We start from the raw sequence: 15635 nt of genomic DNA, 5'->3' as shown, positions 1-15635 counted from the left end.
GCATTAATTGAATCCGCTTAAGTATATTGACTATCCTTAAGCGTAACAGGTTACAATTTTTAAGAATAATTCCCGCGTTAACATTATTCTTCATTTTGATACCATTTATTGGTGTTGGCAACATTTACACGACCGAATTATGTTTGAATTCTCTTTGAAAATAAAAAAAGAAAGACCAATTCGAAAATGAATTGGTCTTTCCAAAATTTACCCACCAACACTCGTTGACATAGGGGTCTTAAGACTTCTTCTACTCATTCTATAATCTTAGAATTTTACTTTTTAGCCTTTTTTGATTTTTTTCTACCTATCATAAAGATAACTGATGTTGCGAGTAATGCAGCACCTAATAACGTTACCAAAAGACTTGTTGCCTCATTTGTTTGAGGAAGATTTCCTGTATCACTCTTTGTATTATTTGCTTTGCTTACTGTATTTGAGTGAGTGTTTCCTTCAGGAACATCCGTCAACGTTTCTGTTGTTGTATTTCCTTTTGAATTATCTGTTGGTGGTGTTACCGGCGGTGTCACTACTGTTTTATCTTCATCTTTAACATAAACATACGTGACTGTTTGTGCCGTATCCGTGAAGATACCTTTAGCATTACTTGGCGCCTCTTTCAACATCCAACCTGAAAGTTGTTTCTCTTTAGATGTATATGCGTCACCAATCTTACCAGAGAATGTTACTGAAGCTGATAATTCATTACCATCTTTATCAACATATTTTACAGTGACATCTTTAGCAGCTGATCTCGTATAAACATACGTAACTGTTTGAGTCTTATCTGTAAATGTTCCTTCTGCATTTTTAGGAGTCGTTTTAACATTCCAACCTGCAATACGTTTAGCAGTTGTCTTGTATGAATCTCCTAATTTACCAGAAAGATTATCTGGTGTTGCTAGCTCGTTGCCTTTTTCATCTACATACTTAACTGTTACAGCTTCAGCATCTGTTTTTTCATACACATACGTAACTGTTTGGGCTTTATCCGTAAATGTTCCGTTGGCGTTACTTGGCGTTTCTTTTAACGTCCAACCTACTAATTCCTTAGCGGTTGTCTTGTAGTCAGCGTCAATTTTACCAGATAAAACATCTGATGTTGCTAACTCGTTACCTTTTCCATCTACATATTTGACCGTCACATCAGCTGCATCTGCTTTTTCATACACATACGTAACCGTTTGTGCAGCATCTGTGAATATTCCTTGTGCATTCTTTGGTACTTCTTTTAACGTCCAACCTGATAATACTTTGGCATCAGTTGTATAAGCATCCCCAACTTTTCCTGAAAGCGTATCAGCTTTAGTTAAATCATTCCCACTTCCATCAACATATCTAACTGTAACAGGGACAGCATCTGCTTTTTCATACACATACTTAACTGTCTGAGCTTTATCCGTAAATACTCCCGTTGCGTTTTCAGGTATTTCTTTTAATGTCCATCCTGAAATATTTTTAGCGGTTGTACTATATGGATTTGATACTTTTCCTGAAAGCACATCTGATTTAGCTAATTCATTTCCGTCTACATCAACGTATTTAACCGTGATATCAGCTGCATCCGCTTTTTCATACACATATGTGACTGTTTGTGCGGTCTCTGTAAATGTCCCACTTGCATTCGTTGGTGTTTCTTTCAACGTCCATCCTGAAATATTTTTAGCAGTTGTACTGTATGGATTTGATACTTTTCCTGAAAGTACATCTGATGTTGCTAATTCTTTTCCATCTGCATCGACATACTTAACTGTAACGTCAGCCGCATCCGCTCTTTCGTAGACATATGTGACTGTTTGTTTATCAGCAGTAAACTTACCACTTGCGTTACTTGGTGTTTCTTTCAATGTCCATCCTGAAATAACAGCAGCATCTGATGTATAAACATCACCAAAATCACCAGTAAGTTCTTTTGAATCAGCTACCGATTTACCATTTTCATCGACATATTTAACAGTCACTGGTGCAGAAGTTTTCTTATAAACATAGTTAACTGTTACTGCATCAGCCCCAAACTTACCAGAAACGTTACCTTCTACTTTTACAAAGTCGTAACCTGAAATCTCTTTTTGAGTTGTCGTATATGGATCATCGAAGTACCCACTTTGGACAACATCATCAGCAAGTTTATTACCATCTACATCTACATAATTTGCAGTAACATCAGCGCTAGCACGAATTAATTGTGTGCCTATTGCACCAGTTTCAACAACTTGCAACTTGTTAATTGCGATACCAAAACTGTTGTAAGCACCACGTGTTTCTTGAACAGCGCGTGACACTTTCGTTGTTTCAGCTGGTTTATTACTAATTAATGTTGAATCTGAAATTTCAGATTCTTTAGGCGCAACTAGATCAAATGATAATGTAACTCCCTTACCTTGGGCCCATTCAACTCCGTCATTAAGCGTAATTTTGTATGAATGAATGGTTGACCAATCAGCTACTTTATCAGCTGTTACCCAAGTTGCATCTTCAGCCCCAGTTGGGTCAACAATTTTAGCCGTTCCTGCTGGATAATTTGTATTCTTATCTAATATACCGGCACGTTTAGGATTTTTAGATGTACTATATAAAACAGTCATCTTATTTTCCCATGCACTTGGTAAAGTAATGGCCCCATCTAATTTCATTTCATAAGCCGAATTACGTGCTGCACCATCGGTAATATTTGAATCTCCGACAGATGGTAAAACATCTAAGAACTGCATTGATGTAATTTTATCATCTGTATTATTTGTTAATGTTGCTTGATAAGTGGCTTTTTTGCCGACTGTAACATTACCTAAATCGCCAAACTTATCATCTTTATCACCTTTAATACTTGCATCAACATCAATATTTGATTCTTGATTTAACACATATGAATTACCTGTTTTAATAATTGGTGTGTCTGTTTTACCATCTTTATCAATATCATCTGTATCAACAGATTTTACTGTATCCGTTAAAAGTGGTTCATCACCTGTCGGTTTCACAGCTGTATAATCAGTATCACCAATTGTTCCTGTCATGTTAAATGTCATATTAGGTGTCGCATCTTTTGAAATATTAATTTTAAATTGACCATTAAGGAATTTACCGGCTACTAATTTGTCGCCATTCATTGTTACTTTAACGAGTTGTCTTCCAGTACCTTTGTAATCCTTATCATATAATTCAGCGCTATAGTTCGTTGAAGCAACGCTTTCTTTGAACGTTACACCTGTTGGTAATAGCACATAACTCAGATAAGGTCCTGATAAAGGTGAAATTGATGCCTTATTATTTTCTATTGAAGTTAAGACAGTATTTTCACCTTCATTAACTGTACTTCCGACTGTATTTAGTAAACTAACTGAAGCTTTAACAACTTTTGTTTCACCGGTTGTTTTTGCTGCGACTTCAACGTGACGAGGCGCAATTCGATCTGTATAAACCTGACCATTTTCACCCTTAAATGCCTCTGCCCATGGGTTAGATGTGTAATCAACATATCGAGCTGCTTCAAAACCTGTTTCATCAGGTGCCTGAACGCCATAGAAAGTCATATCCATTTTATTAGTTATTTGACCAGTGAATCCTTTATCAATCGTTGCGTTAACTTTCATCCCGCTATTATACAATCCAGCTGGAGCCATTTTAACGGTTTTTTTACTTTCTGGATCATAGGTTGCAGATGCAGCTATGTCTCTATTTGCTGGAACTTTTGTTATCTTCTCATCATGGAACCACAGCCAAATATTAGCCACTTTTTTCCCATCCGGAATACCTAACTGAGCACGTGTGTAATTGGCGTTAGTCTTCATATCCATATTGAGTAATGTCCAGTTATCATCAACTTTTCCATCTGTTTCGTATTTTACCAACATAGCAAATGGTACTTTAGCTTTTGTTGGTGAAAAAGTTGGTAAATTATTGTTTGGCATGTAATAAAAATTACCCGTTGTAAAACTATCAAGATTTAAATGCGTATCCACATCATAATAAATATTATAATAAGAAAATCCAATATAAGGTGATGTCGCATTTTGTGAGGATAATGTTAATCCATAACTTAGATAAGCATCATCGTTAACTGTCACATCCGGGTCAATTAATGTAGCTGATGCCACGCCACCGTTTCCATCTTTTGGTCCTAAATGATTAGTTGGAAATGCTGATCCACCAGGAATTGGAATTGGAACTTCCTTAGGATCATTGGGCATAACCATAACCGTTGATTTAATTGGTGCTGTACTATTTACACTACCATCAAGGAAAGTTGCTGTTGAACTCACTGTATTCGTTATCTGTGAATAATAGGCAGCCTTGTCAGTTACTTTTGCTTGGATAGTCACATTTTTTTCAAAGAAATCAGTCACAGCTGCTTTTTGTTCAGCGTAACTTGGTGCTGTATATTCCCAGGTTAATGTTCTACCATCTGTACTGACACTCGGTTCTTGTGCGCCATCTTTTACACCATAGTAGTCTATTCCAGCGCCTAATTTATAGGTCACGTTAACTTTAGAACCTTCTTTAACATACAGTGCGCCTAATTCCTTTTTCGGCGCACTAACCCCTACACCATAGTTTACAATATCGCCACGATTAGGATTATTATATGTTTGTCCTTCAATACTAGTAACTTTATTTGTCATAGCATAATTATTATTTGCTGTTATATTAATTGAAGTTTTAGAATCATAGCTTTTATTTTCGCCATTCTGATCCGTTCCAGTAAATGTTGCTGCTGTGTCTAATTTTGTATTAGGCATAATTGCGCCATTTGCTGTTCCTATTTTTATAATTACTTTATTTGCTGTTCTTGCATTAAGCGTATCAAAATGATAATTCAATACACCTTTATCTTTATCATAAATTGGTGTGACGCCCGCAATTTTAAGTTCTGATAAATCTTGCGTAAATGTCATATTTTCATTTAAATTACTTGGTAACGTAACCTTTATATCGGCATTGGTAAATGAGGTGTTCTTACCTGAAATTTTAAAATATAAATTAAAATTAGCCAATTGGCCAGCTTCAATCGTATCTTTCTGTGCTTCAACTGTAAGATCCGTATTTGTATCTCCAGTACGAGTCATACCTGTCTCTGCTTTTGTCGCTTTTTTAGCAGTTGACGCCGTAGCTGCTTTTGAAGATGACGTTTCTGTCGTTGGATTAAGGTCCTGCGCAAACACAGAAGATAATGGTAATTGCGTGAACAACGTTATCATTGTTGTTGCGATAGTTAGCCCCTTTTTCATTTGTCATGCCCCCTTGTAAGTAATAACCTATTAAATAATATGCCGCCCCCGGCACAAATTAATTGTAACATCACAACAATCTTATGTAAACGTTTACGGCTTGCACTATTTAATCGTCTTTCCAAAAAAATAAAAGGGCATCGAAATCCTATTAAAAATGGATTTTAATGCCCTTTTATACTACCGTAATTCTAACTTACCACATTTATTAAATCAGACGTGGTCATTTAGAAATAAAACGTTCGGAACCAACTATGTTCACCCTCATATTTAAATACTGACAAATCAAAACCTGATAATGCGTAACTAGTAAACATGACTATAGCGCCAAACCAGATCAGAAATAAACTAATTTTCAACCAATTACGTCTTATATATTCAATCATTTTAAGCGACCTCCTTCAATTGTCTTCTGAATAAACGAATTAACCAGCGTGTCAGACTAATCGAATATTTAATTAAATATTTCGTTGAATACCAGGTCATTGCGATGAATAAAATACCAACACCTACAATTACAAAACTTACCCCAAATTGCATCAATCCAACGTTAAAACCTTGATTAAACATATCAAATGGCGATAGTCCTAAACTAATCACGCCACTGATAATAAATGAGGTAGCGATTACGCCTGCAATCATTGGTACTAACCATATTAAAAAATAAACTGTGGCAATTAGAATAGCAGCCGTCAGCAATAGCGGTCCCCATACAGGTGCTCCTAGGATAAGTAAAATGACAATCAAAACGATTATTGGTGTCGATAACTTTTTTTGTATTTTTGGTCGGTCATTTTGAATCAAACGTATCGCAATTTGACTTGGATTTTCTAAACTTAGAATAATATCTGTCACAGATTCGCCCGCTTCTAAACGGTCATCAATCATCTCGTCATAATAATCAAGTGTATTATCAATGTCTGCCGCTTGATAATGTTTAAGTTCTTCTTCTAGCTCTACAATAAATTTTCTCTTACTCATCGTTACACTCCCTTTATGTAATCGTAAACGTTTATTACCTGTTGCCAATCATCTAAAAATTCTTGAATATCTACTAATCCCGCCTCAGTTATGTGATAATATTTTCGCAATCGACCATTGTGTTCAACACTGTAACTCTCAATAGCGCCTTGTTTTTCTAGTCGTTTCAAAATGGGATAAAGAGTTGAATCTGAAAGTTCAATCACGCTTGAGGTGTCTTTAATAATTTGGTAACCATAAGAATCTGATGTCCTCAGCGTCGCTAACACGCAAAATTCTAATAACCCTTTTTTCATCTGTATATTCATCAACTCACTCCTTTCAAAATCAATACTATACGTTACATAGTATAATGTCAAACGATATATTATTTTATCCAAAAAAATCGACAATGTCAGTAAGACAACATTGTCGATTAAGTGGATTATTAATAATAGCTTTACTCTGTAGAACTGCCAAAAAGTTCATTGTAAGGCTATTTATTTTTTGCTTTAAAGTATTGTACAATTGGTCTCAATAAGAATATGCCTAACAGATAAATCCTAACATCATAAAAAATCGAACTGACTAAACTATCTTTAATAAAGAATGACAAGATTATTAAACATAAAGATAGGCTACCAAGAACAGAAAGGGTTTCATTCATATAATCTTTATATTTTTTCATTTTCATATCCTAACTAAAGCTATTATTTTTTTCAAATTGATAATAACACCTCGTTTTATCTTTGTCTATTTTAAACGATCTTATCAATTTAACCAGTAAGAAGACAGATAAGATTACATCAAATTAATTTTGTAGTATATTAAAATAAATATTAATTCATATCATTATGAAGGGTGGTCCTATCAATGAAAAAAATATTTAAAACTGATAACAATCAAGTGAAGTGGCTAATGAGAATCGGTATCGCACTCTGTATATTGGGCCCATGGATTGCCTTTTTAAATGGAATTGTCGGCTTATCTTTAGCTGGTTTAGGACTTTCTGCTGTTACAGATTCTATTCTCAACTTACCCTTCTTTCAGAAAAATTTTTTTTACTGCTTATTATCAATCCTTTTAATGCTATTGGTTGCTATCATCATTCTCATTTATATCCTTCTAATCATACTGCTACTAAATATACAATTTTAATCATAAACACTGTAAAAATGATTCTTCAATTAAAAAACTAGCTGATAAACCCAAATTAGGTTTATCAGCTAGTTTTCAGTTTTTAATGTCATAACTTTGATTCTGTTTCGTTCGTTTAATCATATAGTGTACATACATTGCAGAGTTCGCAATGGTCACTAATACCGTTATACTCACAATTTCTGGAAAATTGTTAAATATTAAGCTTAATATTACACCCACTATAGTTGTCGTTGTAAAGAATCCAATGACCACATTACCCAATCGTAAGTATTTTTTATTATACGGACTGGTTAAGAATAACCCTAAATAAAATAACGATATACCTAAATATAGACATAGTACTGAAAAGTTTTTAGGTATTTCGATTTCACTAATAAAACCTAACGAAATAGTGACTAAACTTAAGCCAAACAAGACAAAGTAATGAATATAAATTAATCGAATACCTGTTTCACCCGAACGATTTTCATCAATATAATGATCCATTTGAGTAATATAGGTCATAAAAAGTGCACCGATAATCATGAATATTAAAATTGAATAAAAATTAAATGTTTTAACGGTGAAATACGAGGCAATACCGAGAATACTTTCTCCAAATGTAATAATTGTTAATAGTGTTAGACGCTCTAATATATGTGGAAAATTAAGTGGGTGGAGTTTCAAAACTGAACCACCAAGAGCTGGTAATATCCAACTCACTGCAATACCCAGCAAGAATACCGCAATGCCTATGTTTAGTGGCAAAAAGGAGCCAATAAATACGAGTAATGTTCTTGTTGCAACAATCAACATCATTAGTTTAGCAATTTTTTTATCATCCTTTTTAGCAGCTGTCAGGTATACCGTGCCATATTGAACAACTAATACTGTGGATAATAGCCCTGTTGCAATTGCAAATGGTTGGAACCAATTATGGATATCCCCCTCAAAAGCATTGGACATATAAAGTAAAATTGCCATATCAATCATAAAAAGAATAATATCAGTCATCGAGTTTTTTCTATATCGATTAATAAAAACACTCTTAATCATCCATGTGTTAATAAAAACGACCATTACCACTGAAAAGATAATAAATGCACTAATCATACTTGATGTGCTTACTTGAAAATGATGAAGTAAATCCGTAGCTTGTGAAATTGCGTATGCAAAGACTAAATCATAAAATAATTCAGGTAATTCAACTTTCTTTTTTCTGACTTGTTCTACCATTTTAATTCCCTCGTTTTTTTAAAATTAATGAGTTAGATTACTCTACAAATCGTTTAAATACTACTAAAGACATTTTATTATAGCACCTTTTTCCAATTTATCTGAACTATATGAATAGCTAAATAAAAGAACCATCTGGATAAGCACTTTTAGAGAAGCAACTATCTAGATGGCCCTTTATTAATTTTGTAGATACAATTAATAAACGATTATATTTTAAAAGAATCTCTTAATTAATAAGAATCTTTGCCGTTCCTATAAATATCATTACCATCATAGATCTTATCGTTCACTTTAAAATGATTATCCACTTTAATGACAATGTCATTCCCAATCCAATAATTTTTTGGCGTCAATTTTAAAAATCCAAGTTTATTCTTTGCTCCCGATTTGAAACTTTCCATCTCACTTTTATTTATCTCACTCCGTACATACTTAGTCACGCCATCTTGAAATTTAATCACTAAAAATAAATTTGGTAACATGCCGACTTCGTTTATGCTAGGTATCCCATTGTTAGCCATTAGTATGCCTCCTCTTTACTAATCGTTTTTCTCGTATCCACTTTCGTTGTAAGACGCTTAAGTAATACATTCAACCTATATAAAAAAACAAAGTACTGATTACTCAGTACTTTGTCTACGTCTGAAGTATTCTCATCTCAAAAATACTTTCTATTTATTCTATCCATTTATTTGGTGCCATGCTTTTATTTGGGCTAAACGCTCTTTAAAACGTCGTTCCTTACCTTCGCTGGTTGGTTTATAATATCGATGTCCTGCTACGGAAGGTGGCATGGTACTCATAGTCGTTAACTTATCTTTGGCATAATGAGCTAATTCGTACCCTTTACCGTACCCTAGATCTTTCATTAATTTGGTAGGCGCATTACGTATTTGTAATGGTACGGGATCATTGGCCGTGGTTTTAACATCTTTAGCTGCAGCTAATCTTGCCTTATAAACGGCATTTGATTTAGGTGCCAGAGACAAGTAGGTTACTGCTTCCACTAAGTGAACATCACATTCAGGCATACCAATGAATTGGCATGCCTGAAAAACATTAATTGTCACATTGAGTGCATTCGTATCTGCTAACCCGATATCTTCACTTGCAAATCGAACAAGTCGCCGTGCTATATATATCGGGTCTTCTCCGCCTTCTAGCATTCGGGACAGCCAATAAATAGCAGCATCGACATCACTATTACGCATCGATTTGTGCAAAGCTGAAATTATATTATAGTGTTCTTCCCCATTTTTATCATAACGGACAAATCTTTTATTAATCAATTGGCTTAAATTATCCATCGTCACCGTAACGATATTATCAGCTTTTTCACCATTCAGAACTGCCATTTCCAAGGTATTTAATGCCATTCTGGCATCACCATCTGCAAAATTAGCAATCGCTTGAATTTCATCAGAACTAATGTGGATTGTTTGTTCTTCAAATCCGTCCGGGTTGCTGAGCGCGTTTTCGATTAATACAACAATATCTGCCTGTTTAAGCGCATGCAGTACAAATACTTTACACCGGGATAATAACGCTGAATTCACTTCAAAAGACGGATTTTCAGTTGTAGCACCGATTAAAGTAATACTACCTCTTTCAACATAAGGCAAAAATGCATCTTGTTGTGCTTTATTAAAGCGATGTATTTCATCGACGAAAACAATGGTTTTTTGACCAATTTCACAATCTAACTCCGCTTGTTTCATAATTTTTTTTATCTTACTAATACTACTATCAACTGCACTAAAGCTTAAAAAATTAGATTCAGTTTTACTTGCTATAATTTCGGCTAAAGTTGTTTTACCAACACCAGGTGGACCCCAAAAAATCATTGAAGGAACTTGATCACTTTCAATAATTTCTCGTAATATTTTGTTAGGGCCAAGTAGATTCTGTTGACCAACAAATTCTTCTAATTTTCGTGGTCGAACTCGACTGGCTAATGGTGAATTTTGAGGTTGATTAGAGAAAAGAGATTCCTGTTTCATTGATCAAACCACCTTTCTTTTAAGTCTGAATTTTTTCATGTTATACTTAATCATACACTGTACCGTTACGTTACAGACAATAAAGGAGCCTTATATGTTAAAAATAAGTGAGATGGCCAAATTAGCTAACACAACTCGCCGTACATTAATCTTTTATGACCAAGAAAATATTTTTAAACCTGCCCAAAAAAACGAATCTGGTTATCGTTATTATGATTATGACCAATTATACGATTTGCTATTTATACTTGGTTTACGTAGTTTAGATATTTCAGTAGCTGATATCAAGGAAATTAAAATCCATTCAAAAGGCGTACCAACACCTCAATTACTGAATGCTCAAGGTAAAATTGATAAAAAGATTGACGAATTAGTTAAAATTAAAAATGTTATCAACAAAAAAATTGAAGAACAATCTGTTACTAAGGACACTACCCTATATCAGCCCAAGATAGAAAACCGAATGAAAACAATTTTTTGGTGTTCTCGTCAATCCGTAGGTTGTACTGAGGAAGAAGTCGCTCAATTATTTTCAGAATTCTATAAACAATTAGACGCATTAGCTGTTATGGATACAACACAATCTGGATTTTTTACAACATTGGCTGTTGATAATCCAATCGGTTACGCTGAAGCGTCTTTTAGAGTTATCAAAGAAAAACTTACAGATGATCATGACGTTTTTATCCCAATCATGGAAAAACATGCAGGTAATTACGCATGTATTTTAGTGGAAAACAATGAAGCTGGTATCCATCAAGGATTAACTAAACTAAAATCATTCTGTCAAAAAAATAAGTTAAAAACCGCAGACTATTTATGGCAGCTTAATTCTGGCGACACCCTTATTAAAACTGGTTCCTCAAAATACGGCTGGCTTGAGTTTGCCATTTTGAATGAAAAGATTGAATAGACAAGAAAAAAAATTAGGCAACCTTCCTCCGGTTTAATACCGAAGACAAGTTACCTAAAGATGTGAAGTGAACCCAAATATTGGAAACTTAGAAACTACTTTTTTAGATTAGTTAAATAATTCAATCTGACACTCTAGTCGTTAGTAACAATAACCTGTCCGATTGGACGGTCTTTTTCCATCAAATAGCGATGAGCGTCTTGAATATCATCTAGTTTAAAAACTTTAGAAATCGGAAAGTGAAACTGTTTTTCATTAATAATATTAAACAACTCATTAACCATAGAACTATCAACATTAGATGAATCAAAAACTGTCGCGTACTTATTCGCCAAGTTGATGAACGGGTCAAAGTCTTTCCATAACCATTCCCCACTCAATTGACCAACTAACGTGTAAAACCCTCCTGTTTTAAGATGTGCTAAGGAATCCTCTACAGTTGTAGTACCTACCACGTCAATTATCACATCAAATTTGTTACTTGTTTCAATATGATTATCTTGATCTAATATGACTTCATTAGCTCCTAAAGTATATAGCAACTCTTTACGGTTGTTTTGCCTTGTTGTACTAGATACAGAAAGTCCAAATCCCTTTCCTAACAATAACGCAGCCATTCCAACTCCAGTAGTTCCACCACGAATTAATAAAGATTGACCTTCCTTAAATCGTGTTGCTTTTAAAGCCCCAAAAGCAGTATAGAAAGTTTCAGGATAACTGGCTAACTCTATCCAAGTTCCATTGAATGTTACAGGATAAATGATATTATCAGGAACTAAAGCATATTCTTGATAACTACCATCAAATTCACGCCCAAGGCCACCCATAAAAATTACGACCTTTTGTCCTTTTTCTAAGTTACTTTCCTGTGAAGGCTCATAGACCTCACCAACAGCTTCAACACCTATTACTCTCGGAAATTTAACTGAAGGTGATCCACCTTCTCTAGTTAGCACCTCATAACGGTGTACTGGAAAAGCATGAATCTTTATAACTGTTTTATTTTGAGTTGGATTTGGAATTGAGCGTTCGACAATTTCCAGTACTTCTGGGCCACCTGATTTTTTTACAACAACTGATTTCATAATAATTAACCCCCATTAAGTATTTTTTATACATTTACAATATACATAAATATATACTATCTTGTTACGTCACAGTCAAGTTAGAGTGCTCAGCAAATAGAATTATATCGATTAAATGCATTTTATTTAAATTGTTTAAAATAAAAACACCGCATAATACTTAGATTTTCGCCTAAATATTATGTAGTATTTTATTGTCTAAATAAAAGGTCTTCCACCTGCGAGCATTAATCCTAAAACACCCACACATAGGCAACAGATGCCTACCGCGTAGATGATACTTTTATTTAATTGCTTTTTATTTTTTCGTGCAAAGGTCATTTCAGTTAGTCCAATAAATATTAAGGCAACAACTAATTTAATGGCCGTTAAAATTGGATTTCCTTGCCATGCGTACCCTAGCAACATAATACCACTAGCAATTGAAATCAAATATCCCAGTCTCGTAATCATTTGATAAATTTTTGTATTAGTATTTGTAAAAATTGTGAGCGCCACTAGAACCGCTATCACAACCCAAGTAATCAAATGTATCCATAACCAAATCATAGTTAATCTCCTTTTATATCAATCTTACTGTTAGCTTATCATTATCCATCATTAAATCAAGGATTCAAAATTATTTAAACGATTGTGATTACTTTCATGCAAAAAAAATAATCCTTATACTAAAGGATTATCATTTTTAAGCTTATTCCCATTCAATTATAACGGTCGATTACAATCGTTGTTACAACGGCATTTATGCCAGTTTATTATTCATTGGCGGAGCTGCGGCGGAGCAACAGTCTGATTACCATTAAACTTCACCTTAGATTCCTTTGGTGCTGCATAGGTTATATGACCTGACATCATCTGTGCTAGTTCCTTATCTGCACCAACATACATGTGCGCATAGTGCCTTAACGTAATTTCCGGGGATGAGTGCCCCAGCCGTTTAGACAGAACAAGCACTGATACATTGAACTCATTAATCAAGTAACTAGCATGACTATGCCGAAGTCCTTTCCCTTGTATCGGGTGAACATTGGCCAACTTGGCGTACCGATGGATTATCCGCATGAGCGTTGATTTCAGCATCGGGCTTCCGTCATAGCTAAAGACAAAATCATCCTGCTTACCAAAACCATTCTGAGTTTGACGTTTTTTCCAAACACGGAGCACCTTCAAAGTATCCCGATCTATGGAGATAGTTCTCAAACCGCTATCAGTTTTAGTGTAGTCATGCCGTTCCCAATTTTGTTTGGTCTTGATTACCAGCATGTGAGTAACGCGTAATTGTGCATGCGTGAAGTCCACGTCCGCCCATTGTAGCGCCATCCCCTCATTAACACGAACACCCGTCATAAAGTAAACATACAGCATGACAAAGTTCAGGTGTTCGTAGTAGTCGCTAGTACAAATCTGGTTTAGTACAGCTTGAAACTCACTCTTAGTCCAATACGGCACCGTAGCACGTCCCTTAGGTATCGCCTTAACACGCTTTGACACATTACTAGGTAAGTAATTCATCTCAACCGCAAAATCCAGCGATTTACGAAACATACCAAAGACCAAACTTGCATAGCTCTGTGAGTAACCAGCATCTGTAAGCAGCCAGTTCCTAAAGCCCTGAACCTGCCTAACATCTAGCTTTCGTAATTCTATATCTCCAAATTTTTGTACGAAGACGTTTAATGAAGTCTTACGCGTTTCAAACGTTTCTTTTTGTACGCTAGCTTGGTATGCAGGAATATACGATTTTCGCATGTACACGCCATAGGTTAACGCATAGACGGTATGGCCGCTCTCGCGATCAAATTCTGCTTTCAGTCGTACAACTTCCCTGTGCGCAGCAGTCGCTGACTTGAACAACTGGCCATCCGCGTCTTTTTGACTCTTTTTCCGGATTCTTTTTCCGGTACTTTCATCCACCCCCAACTGTATATCATAGTAGTAGCGGCCATTTTGGCCACTGTATACACCAGCGAACTTAGTCTTTGGCATCGTCTGCATCCTTTCGAATGGATGCTCCAATAATTGCCTCAACCGCTGCAACCGGTACCCGACCTAGGCGCCGATTGGTATAAAACTCATATCCTTGTTGTACCATGCTCCGCTTTGCTTGTCTAATTAATTCAGCAGCAGTATTCTCACGATAACCAAGCGATATCAGGTCTTTCTTCGTAACCGTGTTGTTTTCCATTCAAGGGCCTCCTCCATTCCCAAAATCGACCGTATTTTTTAGTTTCCAGACGGTCTTTATATCGTTGTCCTGCGCTAACTTGCCATCGCTCGTAATATCAATCTGGTAAATTGCTACATCTGTTTCCAGCGCACTATCTGGGCTGTCCAAGTGCCCAACAACAAAATTCGGTCTAAAAATTGCGAAATAACTTTCATCTAGATCCCAGTAATCCACAGTCGGCTGCTTTAGTCCATGGCTCACAAAGTACCGTGGTTGATGATATGCGTGCGGTATTTGTAGAAGTTCTTTAGTTATATATTTGGTAATATAGTTAGCTGCCTTACGCTTGTCGGCAATATGGCTTACCGTACTAAAACCCTTTTCCCAGCTATCTGCATTGTATATCTGCAATCCCTTTTTCTTAATTAGCCGCTGACTCTTGGGGTAACGTGCAGGCGTTAAAGGTGGGGCAAGTCCGCCAGTAACGCCATGAAAATGAATTCTACCCGATGAAGGATGAAGTTCAGGAATAAATAGGTAGTCAAACCTACCGAACTTTTCGCGCTGATACTTCAACCAAGCACGCAGCCGCCTTCGTGCATACTCATAGTTCTTTGCATTCACCTTCGAGTCATCAAACGTAAGCGTCCAAAACAAATTGAACGAATTTGCCTCTAGATAGTATTTCACCTTTCTCTTAATCCTAAATGCCTGCTGCACGAGTTGGGTTTCATCACTATATGACACATTTATAGGCATATTCGACTCTGGATTTTTCAATAATTTTGGAGATTTGTGAACCCTTGGCACGCCATATTTCACAATTTCGATATGATCTTCAAATGTAATAACTTTGGCGTTGTACTCATACTCACCGCTATTCTTGCTCATTTTTTCAGCTTATCT

Annotated in this window: 13 protein-coding genes; 2 read left to right on the top strand and 11 right to left on the bottom strand. The window is 35.5% G+C overall.

Features of this window, described 5'->3' with window-relative positions; genetic code table 11:
- Positions 1 to 275: 275 nt before the first annotated feature.
- The 3 genes from AC1RPJ_RS01525 to AC1RPJ_RS01515 form a co-directional block, all read right to left on the bottom strand.
- Positions 276 to 5225 (bottom strand): MucBP domain-containing protein, encoded by a 4950-nt coding sequence (locus AC1RPJ_RS01525; protein ID WP_481760895.1) that lies wholly within the window; start codon positions 5223 to 5225, stop codon positions 276 to 278.
- 387 nt (positions 5226 to 5612) lie between these two features.
- Positions 5613 to 6206 (bottom strand): DUF1700 domain-containing protein, encoded by a 594-nt coding sequence (locus tag AC1RPJ_RS01520; RefSeq protein WP_481760896.1) that lies wholly within the window; start codon positions 6204 to 6206, stop codon positions 5613 to 5615.
- A gap of 2 nt (positions 6207 to 6208) precedes the next feature.
- Positions 6209 to 6514 carry a PadR family transcriptional regulator gene (locus AC1RPJ_RS01515; protein ID WP_409021630.1) on the bottom strand — a complete coding sequence of 102 codons (306 nt, stop codon included), beginning with the start codon at positions 6512 to 6514 and terminating at the stop codon, positions 6209 to 6211.
- A gap of 544 nt (positions 6515 to 7058) precedes the next feature.
- Between AC1RPJ_RS01515 and AC1RPJ_RS01510 the strand changes: the two genes are divergently transcribed.
- Positions 7059 to 7343, top strand: coding sequence for a hypothetical protein (locus AC1RPJ_RS01510; protein WP_481760897.1), 285 nt, complete (start codon positions 7059 to 7061; stop codon positions 7341 to 7343).
- Positions 7344 to 7418: 75 nt separating this feature from the next.
- On the opposite strand, the gene AC1RPJ_RS01505 is transcribed toward AC1RPJ_RS01510, so the two are convergent.
- From AC1RPJ_RS01505 to AC1RPJ_RS01495, 3 genes are all read right to left on the bottom strand, one after another.
- A complete protein-coding gene (locus AC1RPJ_RS01505) occupies positions 7419 to 8561 on the bottom strand; it encodes a low temperature requirement protein A (protein WP_481760898.1) in 1143 nt (380 codons plus the stop codon).
- Between the two features lie 233 nt (positions 8562 to 8794).
- Positions 8795 to 9085 carry a hypothetical protein gene (locus tag AC1RPJ_RS01500; RefSeq protein WP_481760899.1) on the bottom strand — a complete coding sequence of 97 codons (291 nt, stop codon included), beginning with the start codon at positions 9083 to 9085 and terminating at the stop codon, positions 8795 to 8797.
- Between the two features lie 159 nt (positions 9086 to 9244).
- Positions 9245 to 10564 (bottom strand): replication-associated recombination protein A, encoded by a 1320-nt coding sequence (locus AC1RPJ_RS01495; RefSeq protein WP_481760900.1) that lies wholly within the window; start codon positions 10562 to 10564, stop codon positions 9245 to 9247.
- A gap of 94 nt (positions 10565 to 10658) precedes the next feature.
- Between AC1RPJ_RS01495 and AC1RPJ_RS01490 the strand changes: the two genes are divergently transcribed.
- A complete protein-coding gene (locus AC1RPJ_RS01490) occupies positions 10659 to 11477 on the top strand; it encodes a MerR family transcriptional regulator (protein WP_481760901.1) in 819 nt (272 codons plus the stop codon).
- 134 nt (positions 11478 to 11611) lie between these two features.
- Here the strand turns inward: AC1RPJ_RS01490 and AC1RPJ_RS01485 are convergent, their stop codons facing one another.
- The 5 genes from AC1RPJ_RS01485 to AC1RPJ_RS01465 form a co-directional block, all read right to left on the bottom strand.
- Entirely contained in the window at positions 11612 to 12562 is a 951-nt protein-coding gene (locus AC1RPJ_RS01485) for a zinc-binding dehydrogenase (RefSeq protein ID WP_481760902.1), read from the bottom strand.
- Positions 12563 to 12760: 198 nt separating this feature from the next.
- Entirely contained in the window at positions 12761 to 13111 is a 351-nt protein-coding gene (locus AC1RPJ_RS01480) for a YisL family protein (RefSeq protein ID WP_409021639.1), read from the bottom strand.
- Positions 13112 to 13321: 210 nt separating this feature from the next.
- Positions 13322 to 14548, bottom strand: coding sequence for a tyrosine-type recombinase/integrase (locus tag AC1RPJ_RS01475; protein WP_481760903.1), 1227 nt, complete (start codon positions 14546 to 14548; stop codon positions 13322 to 13324).
- Positions 14535 to 14747: a DUF3173 domain-containing protein gene (locus AC1RPJ_RS01470; RefSeq protein WP_003599276.1), complete on the bottom strand. Its 213-nt coding sequence runs from the start codon at positions 14745 to 14747 to the stop codon at positions 14535 to 14537. Before AC1RPJ_RS01470 ends, AC1RPJ_RS01475 begins: the two co-directional genes overlap by 14 nt.
- Complete coding sequence (locus AC1RPJ_RS01465) at positions 14748 to 15620, bottom strand: rolling circle replication-associated protein (RefSeq protein ID WP_481760904.1); 873 nt, start codon at positions 15618 to 15620, stop codon at positions 14748 to 14750. It lies immediately after the preceding gene.
- Between the last annotated feature and the right edge of the window lie 15 nt (positions 15621 to 15635).

Source organism: Dellaglioa sp. CoH-57-MRSF-17, assembly GCF_056782015.1.
The sequence above is the reverse complement of the archived record's forward strand: the minus strand, read 5'-3'. Positions and strand labels throughout refer to the sequence as shown.

Bases quoted from the DNA above. Each gene is read 5' to 3' on its own strand.
- AC1RPJ_RS01525 (WP_481760895.1), bottom strand. From the start codon at position 5,225: ATGAAAAAGGGGCTAACTATCGCAACAACAATGATAACGTTGTTCACG.
- AC1RPJ_RS01520 (WP_481760896.1), bottom strand. From the start codon at position 6,206: ATGAGTAAGAGAAAATTTATTGTAGAGCTAGAAGAAGAACTTAAACAT.
- AC1RPJ_RS01515 (WP_409021630.1), bottom strand. From the start codon at position 6,514: ATGAATATACAGATGAAAAAAGGGTTATTAGAATTTTGCGTGTTAGCG.
- AC1RPJ_RS01510 (WP_481760897.1), top strand. From the start codon at position 7,059: ATGAAAAAAATATTTAAAACTGATAACAATCAAGTGAAGTGGCTAATG.
- AC1RPJ_RS01505 (WP_481760898.1), bottom strand. From the start codon at position 8,561: ATGGTAGAACAAGTCAGAAAAAAGAAAGTTGAATTACCTGAATTATTT.
- AC1RPJ_RS01500 (WP_481760899.1), bottom strand. From the start codon at position 9,085: ATGGCTAACAATGGGATACCTAGCATAAACGAAGTCGGCATGTTACCA.
- AC1RPJ_RS01495 (WP_481760900.1), bottom strand. From the start codon at position 10,564: ATGAAACAGGAATCTCTTTTCTCTAATCAACCTCAAAATTCACCATTA.
- AC1RPJ_RS01490 (WP_481760901.1), top strand. From the start codon at position 10,659: ATGTTAAAAATAAGTGAGATGGCCAAATTAGCTAACACAACTCGCCGT.
- AC1RPJ_RS01485 (WP_481760902.1), bottom strand. From the start codon at position 12,562: ATGAAATCAGTTGTTGTAAAAAAATCAGGTGGCCCAGAAGTACTGGAA.
- AC1RPJ_RS01480 (WP_409021639.1), bottom strand. From the start codon at position 13,111: ATGATTTGGTTATGGATACATTTGATTACTTGGGTTGTGATAGCGGTT.
- AC1RPJ_RS01475 (WP_481760903.1), bottom strand. From the start codon at position 14,548: ATGCCAAAGACTAAGTTCGCTGGTGTATACAGTGGCCAAAATGGCCGC.
- AC1RPJ_RS01470 (WP_003599276.1), bottom strand. From the start codon at position 14,747: ATGGAAAACAACACGGTTACGAAGAAAGACCTGATATCGCTTGGTTAT.
- AC1RPJ_RS01465 (WP_481760904.1), bottom strand. From the start codon at position 15,620: ATGAGCAAGAATAGCGGTGAGTATGAGTACAACGCCAAAGTTATTACA.